This is a genomic window from Sporosarcina oncorhynchi (assembly GCF_033304615.1).
GTDB classification, from domain to species: Bacteria; Bacillota; Bacilli; order Bacillales_A; family Planococcaceae; genus Sporosarcina; species Sporosarcina oncorhynchi.
Genome location: NZ_CP129118.1, coordinates 756,762 through 772,784, shown reverse-complemented (window position 1 = coordinate 772,784; position 16,023 = coordinate 756,762). Strand labels below are relative to the sequence as shown.

Here is a 16,023-nt window from a genome sequence, read left to right as displayed (position 1 = left end):
GTAAAGACAGCCGCCACTTTCGAAGTGTGTCGGTTGTCTTTTCATTTGCCGAAATTTATCGCTTAAACTTCAGAAGATACACAAAGCAGTTTCACATCGCTGTTTGTATAGTTGTACCAATAATGCGGCTTCGTAGAATCGATCATATACGATTCAGTCGGTCTAAGTTCAATGAGCTGTTCTTCCAGTTGAATCGTTAGTATCCCCTCAAGGACATAGAGGAATTCCTGTCCGCGATGTGTTATCAAATTCCCTTCCGTCCGACCTGGTTTCAAGACGACTAATAACGGCGCAAAGTCACGTTGTGCCACCATCGTTCCAAGATCTTTATAATAGATATCATGCTTGTCGGCCCGCTGATTGATCATCAATGTACCGTCGCTGTAACTTTCTTCATCATCAAAAAAGATACTCGGATTCACACCGAATGCGATGGATATTTTTTTTAATGATTCTAATGTGGTTGATGATTTTCCTCGTTCAAGCTGTGACAAAAAACTAATGGAAAATCCCGTTTTTTCTGCAAGCGTTTTCAACGTCATCCGTTGATGTTGTCGTATTTCTTTTATTTTTTCCCCAATATGGTTTTTTTTCATTTTTCATTCTCCTAAAAAATTGTGTTGACAGAATATTAGTATATATCTATGATAATCATAACGCAATTGAAGTAGCACTTCAATTTGTAACAGTAGGGGGAATAGATAATGGAAAAGAAACAAATGAATAGAGTATTGATCGCTAGTCTCGTTGGCAGTTCAATCGAATGGTTTGACTACTTCTTGTATGGGACAGTCGCCGCGCTCGTCTTCAACCAAGTCTTTTTTGTCAATGAAGATCCGACTGTTGGCCTCATGCTAGCGTATGCATCATTCGCACTTGCCTTCTTCATCCGACCATTTGGGGGAATTATTTTTAGTCATATCGGGGATCGGATTGGAAGGAAAAAAACACTCATTATTACGCTTAGTCTAATGGGTGCCGCTACATTTGGAATGGGGTTACTTCCTACATACCAGGCAATCGGCATTTGGGCGCCGATTCTATTAATCACCTTACGCCTTATCCAAGGACTTGGAATAGGTGGCGAATGGGGTGGTGCTCTATTGCTTGCCGTTGAATATGCGCCTCCAGAAAAACGCGGATTCTTTGGTTCTGTTCCGCAAATGGGGATTACAATCGGAATGATGCTGGGAACGTTTGCACTTTCGATCATGACGATGCTTCCTAAAGATTCCTTTATGACATGGGGATGGCGTGTACCCTTCATCTTAAGTGCATTGCTTGTCGTCTTCGGTTTATGGATCCGAAAAGGGATTGATGAGACGCCTTCTTTCAAAGCTGTTCAGGAACGAGGCGATATTCCGAAAGTGCCTCTCGTTACGACATTGAAAACACATTGGCGTGAAGTGTTGATTGCTATCGGAGCAAAAGTTGTTGAAACAGCTCCATTCTATATTTTCAGTACGTTCATCGTTTCGTACGCAACGACGTATCTAGACTTTTCAAGGACTGCAACATTGAATTCGGTCATGGTCGCCACTATCGTAACAACGATCCTCATTCCGATTATGGGTAAACTATCCGATAAAATCGGACGAAAGCCACTTTATGTATGGGGCGCGGTCGGGATGATTATTTTCGCCTTCCCTTACTTCTGGCTCATTCATCAAGGGTCTGTTACATTACTTGTCATTGCAACAATTATTGGACTGGGCGTTATCTGGGCACCAATTACAGCGGTACTCGGTACGATGTTCTCAGAAATCTTCTCTGCCGAAGTCCGTTATACAGGAATTTCACTCGGTTATCAGATCGGGGCTGCAGTGGCTGGGGGAACAGCACCCCTTGTTGCAACGGCATTGCTTGCGAACTTCAATAATTCCTATGTACCGGTTGCGCTTTACATTATTTTCACCGCGGTCGTCTCCCTCATTGCGATTTGGGCAGTGAAAGACCGAAAAAACCAAGCGCTCGATCAATAATTTTGAAGGAGCGGATCATATGTTAATCATCAATGAAAAAGAAATTCAAGCAAACTATCAGATGAAAGATGCGTTAGTTGACGTTGAGCACATTTTACGCGCGAAAGCGGAAGAGCGTATCGCCAATCCCCATCGGACGGTCATCGAATTTCCGCAACATAGTGCTTCAGTCTTGTATATGCCAAGTTCTGACTTAGCGAATGAAATGACGACTGTCAAAACGGTCACAATTTTCCCTGATAATCCATCCGTCGGCAAACCGACGACACAAGGGGTTATTCTCGTATCGGATGCGAAAAATGGCGAACACCTTGCCATGATGAACGCTTCGTATTTAACGAGACTACGGACAGGAGCATTAAGCGGACTTGCGACTGACCGACTTGCGAGAGAAGATGCAAAAACGTTGGTCGTCATCGGAACAGGCGCAATGGCTTTCGAACAGGTTTTAGGTGTCCTTGCTGTTCGGCCGATTGAGAAAATGCTTCTCGTTAATCCGACAACAGCAAAAGCGGAGAAATTTAAGGAACGGCTGATCGACTTCGGTATCGACAGTTCTATAGACATGGCGATTGTAGATGACGTAGCTCAAGCAGTGCGTCAAGCGGACATCATTTGCTGCAGCACGCGTTCAAACACACCAGTCTTTAATGGTGAAGATGTCCAGCCCGGCACCCATGTAAATGGCGTCGGCTCTTACTTGCCGCAAATGCGTGAAGTCGACCATACATTCATTAAACGATGCGACAAAATCGTAACCGATGATGAAGGCGGCGTGAAAGAAGAAGCTGGCGAAATTATTCATGCCAATGAACAAGCTGACTGGTCGTATGATGAATTGCATGGCGAATTAATGGACCTTGTCACAGAGAAAGTATCCGGTAGAGAAAACTCGGAAGAAATTACGTTTTTCAAATGTGTAGGAGCTGCTTATTTTGACTTGGCAGTTGCTCAAGGGGTTTATCGGATAGCTGTGGATACAGGTTTCGGTATAGAAGTGGACGTGTAAAAACATGGCAGTCTATCTAATTGAGATAGGCTGCTTTTTTAAATCATTTAACATGAAAACGGCCAAATCGGTTTCATTCGATTTGGCCATTCTTAATACATTTCAATCCATCAAGCTTTTTATCAATGTTTCAAGCAGTACAGGCATCTCTTTGAATGCGCTATCCACTTGGAGTCGTTCTGTTTTCTGGTGGGCATCTTTCCCGAACGGACCTACGTTCAGTACAGGTGCCTGAAGGCTTTGCATGTCTTCAAACGGTATCCAATACGTATCTCCATAGACCGGCGTATTCCGCTCGAACGCGGTCCAACTGTTCGTATAATCGCTGTAATTCACATAACTTAAATCGCAAATACCATTGAAATAATGGATATGATCCAACGTCACATCAAATGTCTTCGCCGTTTCCTGCATGAGCTCAATCGATTTGATTACCAACGGGTCATCTGACGAATTGACTGCTGGATAATACGGCGGTGCATACAAAACGACGGTGGCAGGGGCCAATTCCTGACATTGGATTAACAGATTATCGACGATTCGTAATGACTTTTCACGATCATCCCACTCGTCATTCAAGAGCACATCTTGTCTCAAACGCCATACTTCATTCTTTCCGAGCTTTTGGATTGCGTATGTAAGCAACTCATCATATTGAATCACTCGCACCTCTCCGACGCCTTCGATTTGTTCGCGATCACAGATTTCTTTGTACCGTTGATTGCATTTATCGATCGCCGTCTTCGTCACTTCAGTGAACAGTTCCATCACTTCTGCCGCCGTCCTTTTAAATAGGAAGACATTATACAATGCAGCCGCACGATATGGAGTTTGCGTAGAATATTCCATTTTCAAATCTTTCTGGTGCAATGAAACAGGAAGTGGCGTCGCTTCCCCGCGATCCGTTTCACATAATAGCGGATTCCACTCCATTTCCTGGGTGACAAAAGACGCGATATAATTCGCAGTCATCCCTTTGAGCGGTTCCCCAACATGCGTCTCTTTCCCGTAGAACAATGCTGCCGGCATGATCTTGCCGATTGTCCCGGAATAAATATATTCCTTTGTATCCGTCGGTCCTTGTGAGAATGAAGGTTCACTGTTCAAAAACAGTGTATACTCCAAGCCAAACTCTTCACGCAAATGGACCAGTTCGGTGACAGCCGTACGCATTCCCGCAGAATTGACTTCTTCATCAGGCACCGTCACGAGCAGCAAATTAATCGGCCATTGTTCGATGCTCGCTTTTTCAATCAATTGCAAATGTAACGCCAGTCCCATTTTCATATCCATCGTTCCCCTACCGAATAGATACTTGCCAGACTCTAAATCTGCACGGACTTCTTCCGACAGCTCGTCCTTATGTTCATGAAGCCTTTTCGTTAATTCCTCTGGGTAAAACGCCAAAGGTTCAAGTGCTCCGTATTCTTCCGTATAGACCGTATCGAAATGACTAATTAGCACGACCGTCTTCGTCGCCTTCGGATGTTTATAAAGTGCTGTTACCACTTGACGCCCAAGCCCTGCGTCAAATAGATTGATATATTCCGGATGATTTCTGAAATACGGAAGTTCTTCAAGTTTCATCATGAGTTTTGATGAAAAGAAACGTTCCCCTTCCGTAAGTGTCCGACTATCCCAATTGACGAGTTCACACAACAGGCTACGCAACTTCTCAGGCGTATCCCACCAATGGTTTGTTGTTGTATGCATCTATACACCCCCTCTTTTCCTCATTCTACTAGAGAATCGTGATGCCTGACAATAAAGGAGTACAAAAAAAGAAGAGGCTCAGAAATCTGCCGTCTTCTTTCATGCCATTATACAGATTTGGTCTTTCCCGTTTCGTTTCGCTTCATATAATGCCATATCCGCTTCGTGAAAAAGATCTTTGAATGTCGTAATTTCTCCGTTGCCATTGTCAGCGATACCAAGACTTGCTGACACAGATATATACTTACCATTCTTTTCAATCTTCGTTCTCCGTACAGCTTCGACAAGTTGTTCGGCTTTAATTTTAGCCTGTTCAGGTGATAACCCTTTTAATATAATAGCGAATTCGTCGCCTCCAAAACGTCCCATCAAATCATCGCTCCGGATTTTCCCGCTACACACATTGGCAATTTCTTTAATAACTTCGTCTCCGAACATATGGCCAAACGTATCATTCATCAATTTCAAATTATCCAAATCCAGCGCAATACAACTGACTTGCTCGCCTACTAACGCAGCCTTTTCAAGCATCTCATCCGTTGCCGCCTCCATATAACTGCGATTATATAATCCCGTTAAGTAATCACGGTTTGCACGCCGTTCGATTGCAGCAAGATCATGTTTCAGTTCTAAGCGCATAGCTGTCTTCATAACTTCTTGCTCATGCAGACTTTGCAATAAGTTAATATAATCCTGTTGCGCTAGAAAGCCCAATTCAACATTTCCCATTTGCTCGCAAGCTTTACAGCGCTTTTCAAGCAAACCTTTAAGTAAGTTTTGATCATTAAAACTTTCCGCAAGCTCTTTTGCTTTCGTAAAAGAATTATAAGCTTTTTCATAGCGTGCTGCTTTCATGAGGAAACGGCCATACAAATCGTATACTTGGGTTTTTTCACGAATAAACGAATCAAGAAGTGTATCATGTCGCATTTCCTCAATAAGTTCCTCTGCACAATCCAGTTTCCCAAGTCCAATATAAGCATTTGCCACGTTCAGTTTTACACGAAACTCTAAAATAGGCGTGCGCGGTTCGTGTAACTCAGCCATTTCAAGGCCTTTTGAAGCATACTTAAGAGCTCCTTCATAGTCTTCTTCAGCTGAACAAAGATGGCTATAATTGCTGTATGCATTACTCACCATATTATAATGTTGAAGTTTTTTTCCAAGATTGATTGTTTTCGTCAACGTTGCTTTTGCTTTTACATAATCGTTATTTTTCTCATGGACAAGAAACAGAATGTTGTAACCATTCAACCTGTCAACGTCATCGCCATGATCACCACAGTATTCCAAGTACGCATCAATACTAGTAAATGCCTCTTGTATTTCACCAATACAATAGTAGGAAGTTGCCCGATTAATGAGGGCAACCATAATGGACTTATAGTCCTTTGCGGAATAGCCCAACTCGAACAAGCGGAAAGAGACTTCGATTGTCTCTTTGTATTTTCCTTGTACACGCAAATCGGAAACTGTATCCTGCAATGAAAAAAGATCGGTTGTCTCCATATTCCCACCCCCGGTACTCAATAGTAGGCCAAAAGATTATATCAGCTAGTTTTTAGAACTATATCTATGTTCTAATAGTAGCATATAATTTGTATTTTGCGAGCAGGTAAATGGAATTTTCTTTATTTACCTCCATGTAAGACCAATTGTTCAGTTACTTCACCTCTAACGACTACCTCTTTTTCATCCATATACATTTTCGATCGTTCATATTCCATTTCATATTTCGCCAACATATCCACTGCTGGCCCCACACTCCAGACAATCGTCAGACTACATATCACAACGATCATTGACAATACTAAAGCCGCTACTTTCCCCAACACTCATCCCCTCCCAATCAATTATCTTCCTACTCTGACTATACAAGTGATATGCATAGATGCCTATCAAATTCGTTCGATGGAAACTGATGAAATCAACGGAGAAAATACATAATTAAAACCATTTTAACGGCCATCGACAGCTTATCTTGTCAGATGCTACGTAAAGATATCGAAACATTCATGATTCGCAGAGGCGATGGGAATAAAGAGCGTAGCAGGCGTAACGAAACGTAGAGGCGTCGTAACGAAACGTAAACCCGTCGTATCGAAATGTAGCAGGCGCCGTATCGAAACGTAAACCCGTCGTATCGAAATGTAAACCCGTCGTATCGAAACGTAGCGGGCGCAACGAAACGTAAACGGCGCGTATCGAAACGTAGAGCCGCCGTAACGAAACGTAAACCCGGCGTATCGAAACGTAGCGGGCGCAACGAAACGTAAACCGCGCGTATCGAAACGTAACCTCGTCTTAGCGAATCGTAGCAGGCAGGCACAACAAAAATAGATCGTGTATTTTTTTAAATTTAATCTAACTCATAAACTTGTATATATATTAAAAACCTGTTAATATACCTTTGATTGAATATTCTATCGAAAGGGTTTGATAACAATATTTATGAAAAGGCACCCGCCTGAAGAATTGATTCAGTTGGAAAGACTGGCGGTCAGACTTCCAACTAGTCATCACAAGTATGCGTATATCCAAACGAAGTACCATCAGTTGAAAGCGGGACATGCAGGCGAAATTTATGTTGATCGAGTACTACAAGAAATCTCCTATCCCCGAGGAGTAAAAGTTTTAACGGACATCCGTCTGGAAATCAATCCCCATTTCCAGATACAGATTGACACCCTAATTGTTTCTCCTCACTCCATTATCCTTTTAGAAGTAAAATATTATGCCGGTACTGTGAATTTCAATGAAGATAGCGGTAAAACGACTAAAATCGCTTCCAATGGTGAAATCGATAAATACGATTGCATCATTCACCAATTAGATCGTGCAACAGTCGGGTTGAAGACTTGGCTAGAGAAGCGCAATATTTCAATTCCCGTCATACCTATACTTGTAATGGCTAATGGTCAGACTGAAATCTCTGTAGTACCAGATTCCATCACACTTAAATACGCAAAACAACTGCCAAGATATATCCGAACATTATTAGTGGAGACAGAGTCACTTCAAGCATATCCAAGCACTTCCATAGCAGAAATGATAGTAGCCGATCAAGTGAGTTGGTCAATGACACCCGCTTGCCAGCGATATGAAATAGTACCTGCTCATCTGATTAGAGGTGTGCTTTGTTCTTCTTGCCATTCTCCGATGGATCGGAAACGTGGCCATTCATGGATTTGTTATGCTTGCAGAAAAAAGGATCCTGGCGCATTGGAAGTGGCTATTAAGGATTGGTTTTTGCTTATCGGGCACACTGTTTCGAATAAGCAACTACGATTTTTCCTGGATTTAAAATCAAGTGCTGCCGCGAGCATAATTTTTAGCCAATCATCAGGCATGCTTCGTCTCGGTAATGCTCCTCATACTTTTTATACATTTAATAAAGCCCAAGTAAATTCAGTCGGTAAAAGTCGCTAAAGCGACTTTTTTCTTTTGAGATGCATCATTCTTGGAGCTTCGCAACACCATGTAAACCACCGTGTGTATTGAAACCAAGTACGCGCAACGAAACGTAGGCGGCCCGTATCGAAATGTAGCACGCGTAACGAAACGTATCCCCGGCGTATCGAAATGTAGTGGCCCCGTAACGAAACGTAAACCCGTCGTATCGAAACGTAGCGGGCGCAACGAAACGTAAACTGCGCGTATCGAAACGTAGAGGCCCCGTATCGAAACGTAAACCCGTCGTATCGAAACGTAGCGGGCGCAACGAAACGTAGACCGCGCGTATCGAAACATAGAGACCGCCGTATCGAAACGTAAACCCGTCGCAACGAAACGTAGCACGCGCACCACACCAAAAAGCAGCCAACGAAAGTTGGCTGCCCCCATTCAGAACGCTCCTGATCCCCCGCCTCCTCCACCGGTTCCTCCCCCGCCGCCTGAAGCAGAGTAACTGCTCGAACTTGCCGATGCGGTAGTCGTTGCGGATGCGAAAACGGTTGTCAGTAAAACGGGATTCACATACATGTAGTTGAATCCGTAGCTTGACGCAGATTCTTTTGAGCGTGCATTCGCCTGCTCGAATTTGTCCAATTCAGATTGGATGTGGATATCCTGTGCGCCAACGCCAAATGTATAGGCACGCAACCGTTCATCGGTCGACAATGAACGCCATTTCTCTGCATTGAAATCGCCAAACGATTCGAATGCATTCCTGAAATGCTGCCATTCTTCATACAGCACATGCCCTTCCTTAGTCCGCGGGCGATATACAAGTCCGACCACAAGCGTAATGACTGTCGCCGCGATTGCGAATAGCATTGAAATGAAATGCGAGAAGATGCCGAAAAGGATTGCAACGACAACAAAGCCAATACTTGCTAAGATGAAATGCATACGGAGCTTCGGCTTTTTCTCGATCAAATCCGCTTCTTTCACTTCATCACGCACACCTTTTTGCCAAGCGGCAAATCCTTCGTTATAAGCAGGGTGGTTCAACTCATTTTCCGTATAGCTGACAAGTCCATCCATATTGAAATTCGTACCGTCACCAGCTTTATGGAACAGCAAGTCAATTAACGCCCGTTCATGTTCAAATTCCACTTCCTCGTCAACCAATCTGAAATCGTTCTCCGACAGCTGTTCCACATGCCCTTTTCGGATTAGATCCAACAGGGCGGCAACCATCATTTCAGACGAAAACAGACCGCCTTTAACATATAAAATCGTCGCGGGCATGCTCAATTTCTCACCTGGCACGAAGAAACCTTCCGGAATTTGCGCCTGTGCTTCCCGCTGTCTGCGCTGTTTCACAATACGCATCTTCAACATTCCCCATACAACCAATAACGCAAGCACGCCGAACAATAACCATCCCCATACACTTGCTGTATCCCTGTTATCATACAGAAACGCCTGCATATTACGGTCTTTCTCCATTTCCTTCAGCGCACTGCCTTGCACCAATGTCATCTGCGGGAATATAGCATTATCATACACAACGCGGACATCGCCGTTCGATCCAGAAGGGACTTTACCCATCGCAAACGTGACAACGCCATCTTTATCCACCGAACCCGAACGCTCTGCGGCGCCATAACCTAGGAATTCTGCCGTTTCCACTCGTTCCGGCGGATGAATACGGACGGTCATATTCCCATAGTTCGTTTCATTCCGATCATCGAAAAACGGCCAGTAAAACTCTGTGCCATCTTCGAATTTCTTCACTGCATTCTCGATTGTATATGTCATTTCAACGTTAACAATCTCCCTATTTCCTTTTCGATGGATTCGATACTCTCCGTCAATTTTCTCAACTTCCAATAGAGTTCCCTCTTCAAAAGCTTTAAAAGCAGTTATTTCCGAACCCCTTTTAGGAATCAACCCGCGGATCATTCCATTAAACTTCCCTGGGAAATCATAGGTGTGTTTCTCCACGACTTCCGCATTTCCATCCGCCTGCAAGTACGCGTCGATCGTCACTTCAGGTATGGAAAAATCGACAGCATAGACTTGTACAGGCAGGAAAATTACAGATGCAATTAGTAGAGTCAGTAGTCCTCTCATCATTCTCATCGAAATCACCTCTTCTATACTTTACGGAATACCCGTTAAATAGTTTCATTTAACACAAAAGCCCACAAAGGAATATTCCCTGTGGGCTTTCGTTATTTGATTTTATTATGGATAAGCCCCGTCGCAATCTCCGGGAAGATTGAAAGAATGATCATAAAGACAACCATGATGGCTGCATAGGGGACGACCCCTTTGACAATTTCGCTGATCGTATTCTCTTTATCCAGCCCTTTCAACACGAAGAGGTTCAGTCCAACTGGTGGTGAAATCAATGCCAATTCCATATTGATGACCATAATAATGGCGAACCAAATCGGATCGAATCCGAGCGCAATGATGATCGGATAGAGAATTGGAAGTGTAATAACAAGTATCGAAACTGTTTCCAAGAACATGCCAAGGATTAATAAAACGATATTAATCAGAATAAAGATGATCCATGGTGATATATCTTGTGACGTTGCAAAGTTGACGATTGTTTGTGGAATTTGAAGGATTGTTAAAATATAGCCTAACAGCATCGCACCAACAATGATGAATAGAATCATCGCATTCGTCTTGACCGTTGATACAAGTATTTCTCTCAATAATTTCATCGTCATATTTTTATAGATGAAAATTGCAATGAGGAAGCTGAGCACTACCCCCACAGCCGCAGCTTCAGTTGGTGTGAAAATCCCTCTATAAATCCCACCGATAATAATAATCGGCAACAGTAAACCCCAAATTGCTTTTTTAGAAGCTTCTAACCGCTCGCCCCATGAAGCAGGCGCATCCTTAATGTGGCGTGTCTGGTAAGACGAGAAAATCATAAACGCCAATGTTAGGACAATTCCCGGTACAATTCCAGCGATAAACAATTTACCGACAGATTCTCCCGTTACAGAACCATAAATGATCATCGGGATACTCGGAGGAATAAGGATGCCTAATGTACCCCCAGCTGCAAGCAATCCAAGTACATGACGCTTATCATAGCCTCTTCGCACCATTTCAGGCAGAGCGACGGCCCCTACAGTAACCGCAGTCGCAACACTCGATCCGGAAATTGCAGAGAAAATCGTACAACAGAATAGTGTCGCAATCGCAAGACCACCAGGCAAATGTCTGAACCATCTGCTCGCCATTTCATACAAATCACGACCGACACCGCTAACAACGAGCACTTGGCTCATTAACACGTACATCGGCAGTGCCGTAAGTGAGAAATCGTCCAATGACTTGTAGGAGATAATCGGAATTTGTGCAAACGCGAACGTTCCACCGTTAAAGAAATACATTCCCGCAACAGCGAGCAAGCTCAATGTAAATGCAACCGGAAGTCCAATGACAAGAAGAAGTCCTAATCCACCTGTAAAGAATATGTTCATAGGTTTTCTCCTCCCCTATGTATGCCGCCGTCGATAATTTGCATGATGAACGCAATACACATAAGCACGCCACCGATCACGAGGAGGGATTCCGGGATATACATCGGAATCCGGAGTAGTGATGCGGAAGTGACTTGCAAATTGAACGTCTTTACTACATGCAAATAGCTGTAAACTGTAAAGATGATGCTGAAAACTAGACCTAATGCATTGGATAAATAAGCAAGCAACGTCTTTATTCGATCATTAACATTATTAATCAATAAATCAACGGTAATATGCGAATAGGTACGAACCGCATAGGCGCTGCCAAGGAAGCAACTGCCAATGATCGCATAGATGGATAACTCCGTTGCCCATGAAGTCGGTTTGCCGAAAAACGACCTTGAAATTACTTCATAGAACGTCATAACAGTCGTGATTAAGATAAGCACACCTGCAATATAAGCGCCCCATCGTATGAGCAGATCCATGAATGTATAGACCTTTTTCACAAGCGGTCCCCCCTTACTCTTTTTATTTCTTATCTACGAGATCCAATAATTCTTCACCAAGACTTCCAGCATTTTCAATGAATACATCACGAACTGGAGCTGCCGCATCTTTCCATACATCTAACTCATCTTCAGGAACGTAGTACACTTCCATTCCTTTTTCTTCTAGTGCTTTCGCAGATTCAGTATCTTCCTTTTCAGCTTGCTCGCGGATCCATGTTTCCGTTTCAGCTGCAACTTCTGTTAACAACTCCTGTGTTTTCGCAGGAAGCTTGTCCCAGTAGTCTTTATTCACAGCTAATAGGAATTCAAGGTACGCATAGTTGTTAACCGTCAAATACTTTGTCACTTCATCATATTTACGTTGAAGCATGGCCGTTGTACCTGAAGTTGCACCGTCTACTGTATTACGTTGAAGCGCCATATACACTTCTCCACCACCCATGAATACAGGCGAAGCCCCATATGCTTGAATTAATTCAGACGGCAAGTCACCGATACTTCTAATTTTCAAGCCTTTGAAGTCTTCCGGTTTCTTCAACTCGCGTTTGTTATTTGCAAATTGTACATAGCCATAGTCTGCGAACATTAACACTTTTGCACCTTTTTCTTCCATAGCGCCACTCAGTTTTTCACCGAATTCACCATTTACCGCTTCACCTACAGCAGAATAGTCATTGAAGATATAAGGGACATCGAAAATCCCCATCGCAGGAACAGTTGAAGACCATAGAGTGGATGAGTTGACGCCCATCTCAACACCACCAGAGAGTATGGATTGATTCATATCTTTATCACTAAGACTGACCAGCAGGATATACTTGAACATTCACTTTTCCATCTGACTTTTCCATAACTTCTTTCGCGAAGTTCTCAATACCAATTGCAATATGGTGATCTTGCGGCAAGTTATATGCAAGTCGAATTGTCGTTTTTTCATAACCTGTTCCATCAGTCGTTGCCGCCGATGCATCATCTACATCCTTATCTGCTGAACCACAAGCTGATAAAGCTAGAAGCCCAATGATTGAAATGAATAACCCTAATGTCCATTTTTTCATCCTCTATTCCCCTTTTCCTGTTTTCTTTCCACATGGCGAATTCGCCCCAATGGATTTTTTGATGATAAAATTGCTGCGTAATCCGCTGCATCCAACAACTTCTCAAAATCAATCCCCGTTGATATGTCCATTCTTTCGAACAGATAAACCAGATCTTCCGTTGCCAAGTTCCCAGCAGCTCCCGGAGCAAACGGGCAACCGCCAATTCCACTTGCAGCTGTTTCAAAAATCCGGACACCCGCGCGGTAGGCTGCATACGCGTTTGCTGAGCCCAGTCCTCTCGTATCATGGAGGTGGACCGCGACAGGTGTTTCTCCAGCAATCTCCAACACTTTCCCCATCAATCTTTCCACATGATCAGGTGTTGCAATGCCAATCGTATCCGCTATACCTATCCGATCCACGCCTGCTTCTTTAATGCACTTTACGATATCAAGCACTTGTACTTCAGCGACTTCTCCTTCATAAGGACAGCCGAAACTGACTGCTACTGAAAAACATGTTTTAATGCCGTCTTCCTTTGCCTTTTCCAGCACTTGAAGAAATTGTTCCATATTTTCATCAATCGTCATGCCGATGTTTTTCGCGTTGAACGTTTCCGTCGCGGCGCTTACCCAGTTCACTTCGGACAGACGATGATTCCGCGCCCGCTCATAGCCCTTAAGGTTGGGAATCAATGCAATCGCTTCTACTTCAGGAACACTTTTTAACATTTCAAGTAACTGACTCGCATCCGCCATTTGCGGCACTTTTAAAGGATGGACGAACGATGTCACTTCCACTTTATGAACACCGGCCTCCACCAGCATTCTGACCAATTGCGATTTCTCTACTGCAGATATCGGTTTCGGATCATTTTGTAAACCATCCCGCGGACTGACGTCAATAATCGTTACGTCCGGCATTTAGACAACTCCTTTCGATTTCAAATCATTAAGCTCCTCTTGTGATAAACCAAGCAATTCCTTATATACTTCATCGTTATGTGAACCAAGCGAAGGGCCTGTCCAGCCAATATCTCCAGGTGTACCAGAAAGCTTTGGAACAATCCCGGGCACCATCAACTTCCCACCATCTGGTAGCTCGACTTCTTTCAACATGTCACGTGCTGCATAATGTTCATCTTCAACAATATCTTGAATGCCGTAAATCGGCCCAACTGGAACAGACACGTCATCGAGAATGCGCTGCACTTCCTTCAATGGATGCTGCAACGTCCACTCTTCTATGAGCGCGTCAATCATTTCGACGTTGTCTGCCCTGCCTTGATTCGTTGAATAGACTGGATCATTCGCGATATCTTCTCTGCCAATCGCAGTCATGAGGCGTTGGAAAATGCGGTCCCCATTTCCGCCGATGACAATATGTTTGTTGTCCGCACATTTATACGTATTGGAAGGAGCAATGCCTGGTAATGTGCTACCTGTTCGTTCTCTTACTTGGCCCGTCAGATCGTATTCAGGAAGAATTCCTTCTAATAAACTAAAAACAGCTTCATAGAGTGCGACATCGACAACTTGTCCTTCTTTATGTGCATCGACGTCCCGCGCACGCAATGACATTAATGTGCCAATGACCGCATATAGCCCTGCAATCATATCGCCGATCGCAATCCCAACCCTTACAGGCGGGCGATCCGGATAACCTGTCAAATAACGAAGACCTCCGATTGCTTCTGCAACACTCCCAAAACCAGGCTTCTCTTTGTAAGGTCCTGTTTGCCCATAACCTGAAATCCTCGTCAAAATGATGGAAGGATTAATTTTTTTCATTTCTTCATAACCAAGTCCCCATCTTTCAAGTGTGCCAGGCTTGAAGTTTTCAAGTACAACATCCACTTCTGCAACGAGTGACTTGATAATTTCCTGTCCTTCCGGTTCACGTAAATTGACAGTAATCGACTTCTTATTCCGGCTTTGCACATACCACCATACGGATGTATCTTCGTGCATAACACGCCAATTGCGTAACGGATCGCCGTTTTTCGGTTCTTCGACTTTGATGACTTCCGCACCAAATTCAGAAAAGAGTTTCCCTGCGAATGGTGCTGCCACCAAGTTCCCGAGTTCTAATATTTTAATTCCTTCTAAAGGCTTTCGTTGATTCAACAAATTGATTCCCTCCTACTTGTTTACCACTTTCATGAACGACTGATAATCACGTTCAATATGGTGCCGCATCAGTTGGCGGGCAATATCCTGTTCTTGACTCTCTATTGCATGATAAATATCCTGATGATCCTGAAGTGCACCGCGCATATAAGCAGGATTTCCTTCAAGGATTGCTTTTCGATAAAAACTATTCACGCCCCGTAGTTGCAATGTCATTGACGTTAAAAACGGATTATGGCTCGCACGGACAATCGCTTCATGGAATCGAAAATTCACTTGAAGCATCCCTTTCAGACTGTTATCCGTCACTTCTTTTTCCATTTCATCAATGAACAACTTTATCTCCGCTAGCTCCACAGATGTTCTGCGCTGAGCCGCATAAAATGCTGCAAGAGACTCCATTTCTACACGTGCTTCATATAAATTTCTGTAATCTTCTATTGTAGGATTCACAACCGTAACCCCGCCTGATGCGTTTACATCTAACAACCCGTCTTTTTGAAGCATTCTTACAGCTTCACGGATTGGACTCCGACTGACATTGAGTGTTTCAGAGACCTTTTCTTCAATCAACCTATCCCCAGGCTTTATCTCCCCGAGCGTAATAGCATTTTTCAAATAGTCATAGACTTGCTCTTTCAATGTCGTTTTCTTAACAATGAAGTTCGACACTCCGTCTCCACCCGCTTTCCGTCGACTGTATACAGTGTACTGAATTCAGAATACTGCAATGGTTTTAATTTGTCAATGTTAT

Annotated in this window: 15 protein-coding genes; 3 read left to right on the top strand and 12 right to left on the bottom strand. The window is 43.5% G+C overall.

Features of this window, described 5'->3' with window-relative positions:
- Positions 1 to 62 precede the first annotated feature (62 nt).
- A complete protein-coding gene (locus QWT69_RS03600; RefSeq protein WP_317969051.1) occupies positions 63 to 596 on the bottom strand; it encodes a helix-turn-helix domain-containing protein in 534 nt (177 codons plus the stop codon).
- Positions 597 to 704: 108 nt separating this feature from the next.
- Between QWT69_RS03600 and QWT69_RS03595 the strand changes: the two genes are divergently transcribed.
- Entirely contained in the window at positions 705 to 1,982 is a 1,278-nt protein-coding gene (locus tag QWT69_RS03595) for an MFS transporter (protein WP_317969049.1), read from the top strand.
- A 19-nt stretch (positions 1,983 to 2,001) separates the two neighbouring features.
- A complete protein-coding gene (locus QWT69_RS03590) occupies positions 2,002 to 2,991 on the top strand; it encodes an ornithine cyclodeaminase family protein (protein WP_317969047.1) in 990 nt (329 codons plus the stop codon).
- Between the two features lie 102 nt (positions 2,992 to 3,093).
- Here the strand turns inward: QWT69_RS03590 and QWT69_RS03585 are convergent, their stop codons facing one another.
- The 3 genes from QWT69_RS03585 to QWT69_RS03575 form a co-directional block, all read right to left on the bottom strand.
- Complete coding sequence (locus tag QWT69_RS03585) at positions 3,094 to 4,704, bottom strand: M20/M25/M40 family metallo-hydrolase (RefSeq protein ID WP_317969045.1); 1,611 nt, start codon at positions 4,702 to 4,704, stop codon at positions 3,094 to 3,096.
- A 99-nt stretch (positions 4,705 to 4,803) separates the two neighbouring features.
- Positions 4,804 to 6,213: a GGDEF domain-containing protein gene (locus QWT69_RS03580; protein WP_317969043.1), complete on the bottom strand. Its 1,410-nt coding sequence runs from the start codon at positions 6,211 to 6,213 to the stop codon at positions 4,804 to 4,806.
- Positions 6,214 to 6,335: 122 nt separating this feature from the next.
- Positions 6,336 to 6,539 (bottom strand): hypothetical protein, encoded by a 204-nt coding sequence (locus QWT69_RS03575; RefSeq protein ID WP_317969041.1) that lies wholly within the window; start codon positions 6,537 to 6,539, stop codon positions 6,336 to 6,338.
- A 601-nt stretch (positions 6,540 to 7,140) separates the two neighbouring features.
- Between QWT69_RS03575 and QWT69_RS03570 the strand changes: the two genes are divergently transcribed.
- Positions 7,141 to 8,133, top strand: a complete 993-nt coding sequence (locus tag QWT69_RS03570; protein ID WP_317969039.1) for a nuclease-related domain-containing protein — start codon at positions 7,141 to 7,143, stop codon at positions 8,131 to 8,133.
- 414 nt (positions 8,134 to 8,547) lie between these two features.
- On the opposite strand, the gene QWT69_RS03565 is transcribed toward QWT69_RS03570, so the two are convergent.
- The 8 genes from QWT69_RS03565 to QWT69_RS03530 form a co-directional block, all read right to left on the bottom strand.
- A complete protein-coding gene (locus tag QWT69_RS03565; RefSeq protein WP_317969037.1) occupies positions 8,548 to 10,233 on the bottom strand; it encodes a DUF2207 domain-containing protein in 1,686 nt (561 codons plus the stop codon).
- Positions 10,234 to 10,325: 92 nt separating this feature from the next.
- Positions 10,326 to 11,603, bottom strand: a complete 1,278-nt coding sequence (locus tag QWT69_RS03560) for a TRAP transporter large permease (RefSeq protein ID WP_317969035.1) — start codon at positions 11,601 to 11,603, stop codon at positions 10,326 to 10,328.
- Positions 11,600 to 12,097 carry a TRAP transporter small permease gene (locus QWT69_RS03555; protein ID WP_317969033.1) on the bottom strand — a complete coding sequence of 166 codons (498 nt, stop codon included), beginning with the start codon at positions 12,095 to 12,097 and terminating at the stop codon, positions 11,600 to 11,602. The genes QWT69_RS03560 and QWT69_RS03555 overlap by 4 nt, the downstream gene beginning before the upstream one ends.
- Before the next feature lie 22 nt (positions 12,098 to 12,119).
- Positions 12,120 to 12,926 carry a TRAP transporter substrate-binding protein DctP gene (dctP, locus tag QWT69_RS03550; RefSeq protein ID WP_317969032.1) on the bottom strand — a complete coding sequence of 269 codons (807 nt, stop codon included), beginning with the start codon at positions 12,924 to 12,926 and terminating at the stop codon, positions 12,120 to 12,122.
- On the bottom strand, positions 12,895 to 13,158 hold the full coding sequence (locus tag QWT69_RS03545; protein ID WP_317969030.1) for a hypothetical protein: 264 nt from the start codon (positions 13,156 to 13,158) through the stop codon (positions 12,895 to 12,897). Before QWT69_RS03545 ends, dctP begins: the two co-directional genes overlap by 32 nt.
- Positions 13,155 to 14,063, bottom strand: coding sequence for a hydroxymethylglutaryl-CoA lyase (locus QWT69_RS03540; protein ID WP_317969028.1), 909 nt, complete (start codon positions 14,061 to 14,063; stop codon positions 13,155 to 13,157). The genes QWT69_RS03545 and QWT69_RS03540 overlap by 4 nt, the downstream gene beginning before the upstream one ends.
- The gene (locus QWT69_RS03535; RefSeq protein WP_317970883.1) at positions 14,064 to 15,266 is read right to left on the bottom strand and encodes a CaiB/BaiF CoA transferase family protein; all 1,203 of its coding nucleotides are present in this window, start codon (positions 15,264 to 15,266) and stop codon (positions 14,064 to 14,066) included.
- A 15-nt stretch (positions 15,267 to 15,281) separates the two neighbouring features.
- Positions 15,282 to 15,941 (bottom strand): GntR family transcriptional regulator, encoded by a 660-nt coding sequence (locus QWT69_RS03530; RefSeq protein WP_317969026.1) that lies wholly within the window; start codon positions 15,939 to 15,941, stop codon positions 15,282 to 15,284.
- Positions 15,942 to 16,023: the final 82 nt, after the last annotated feature.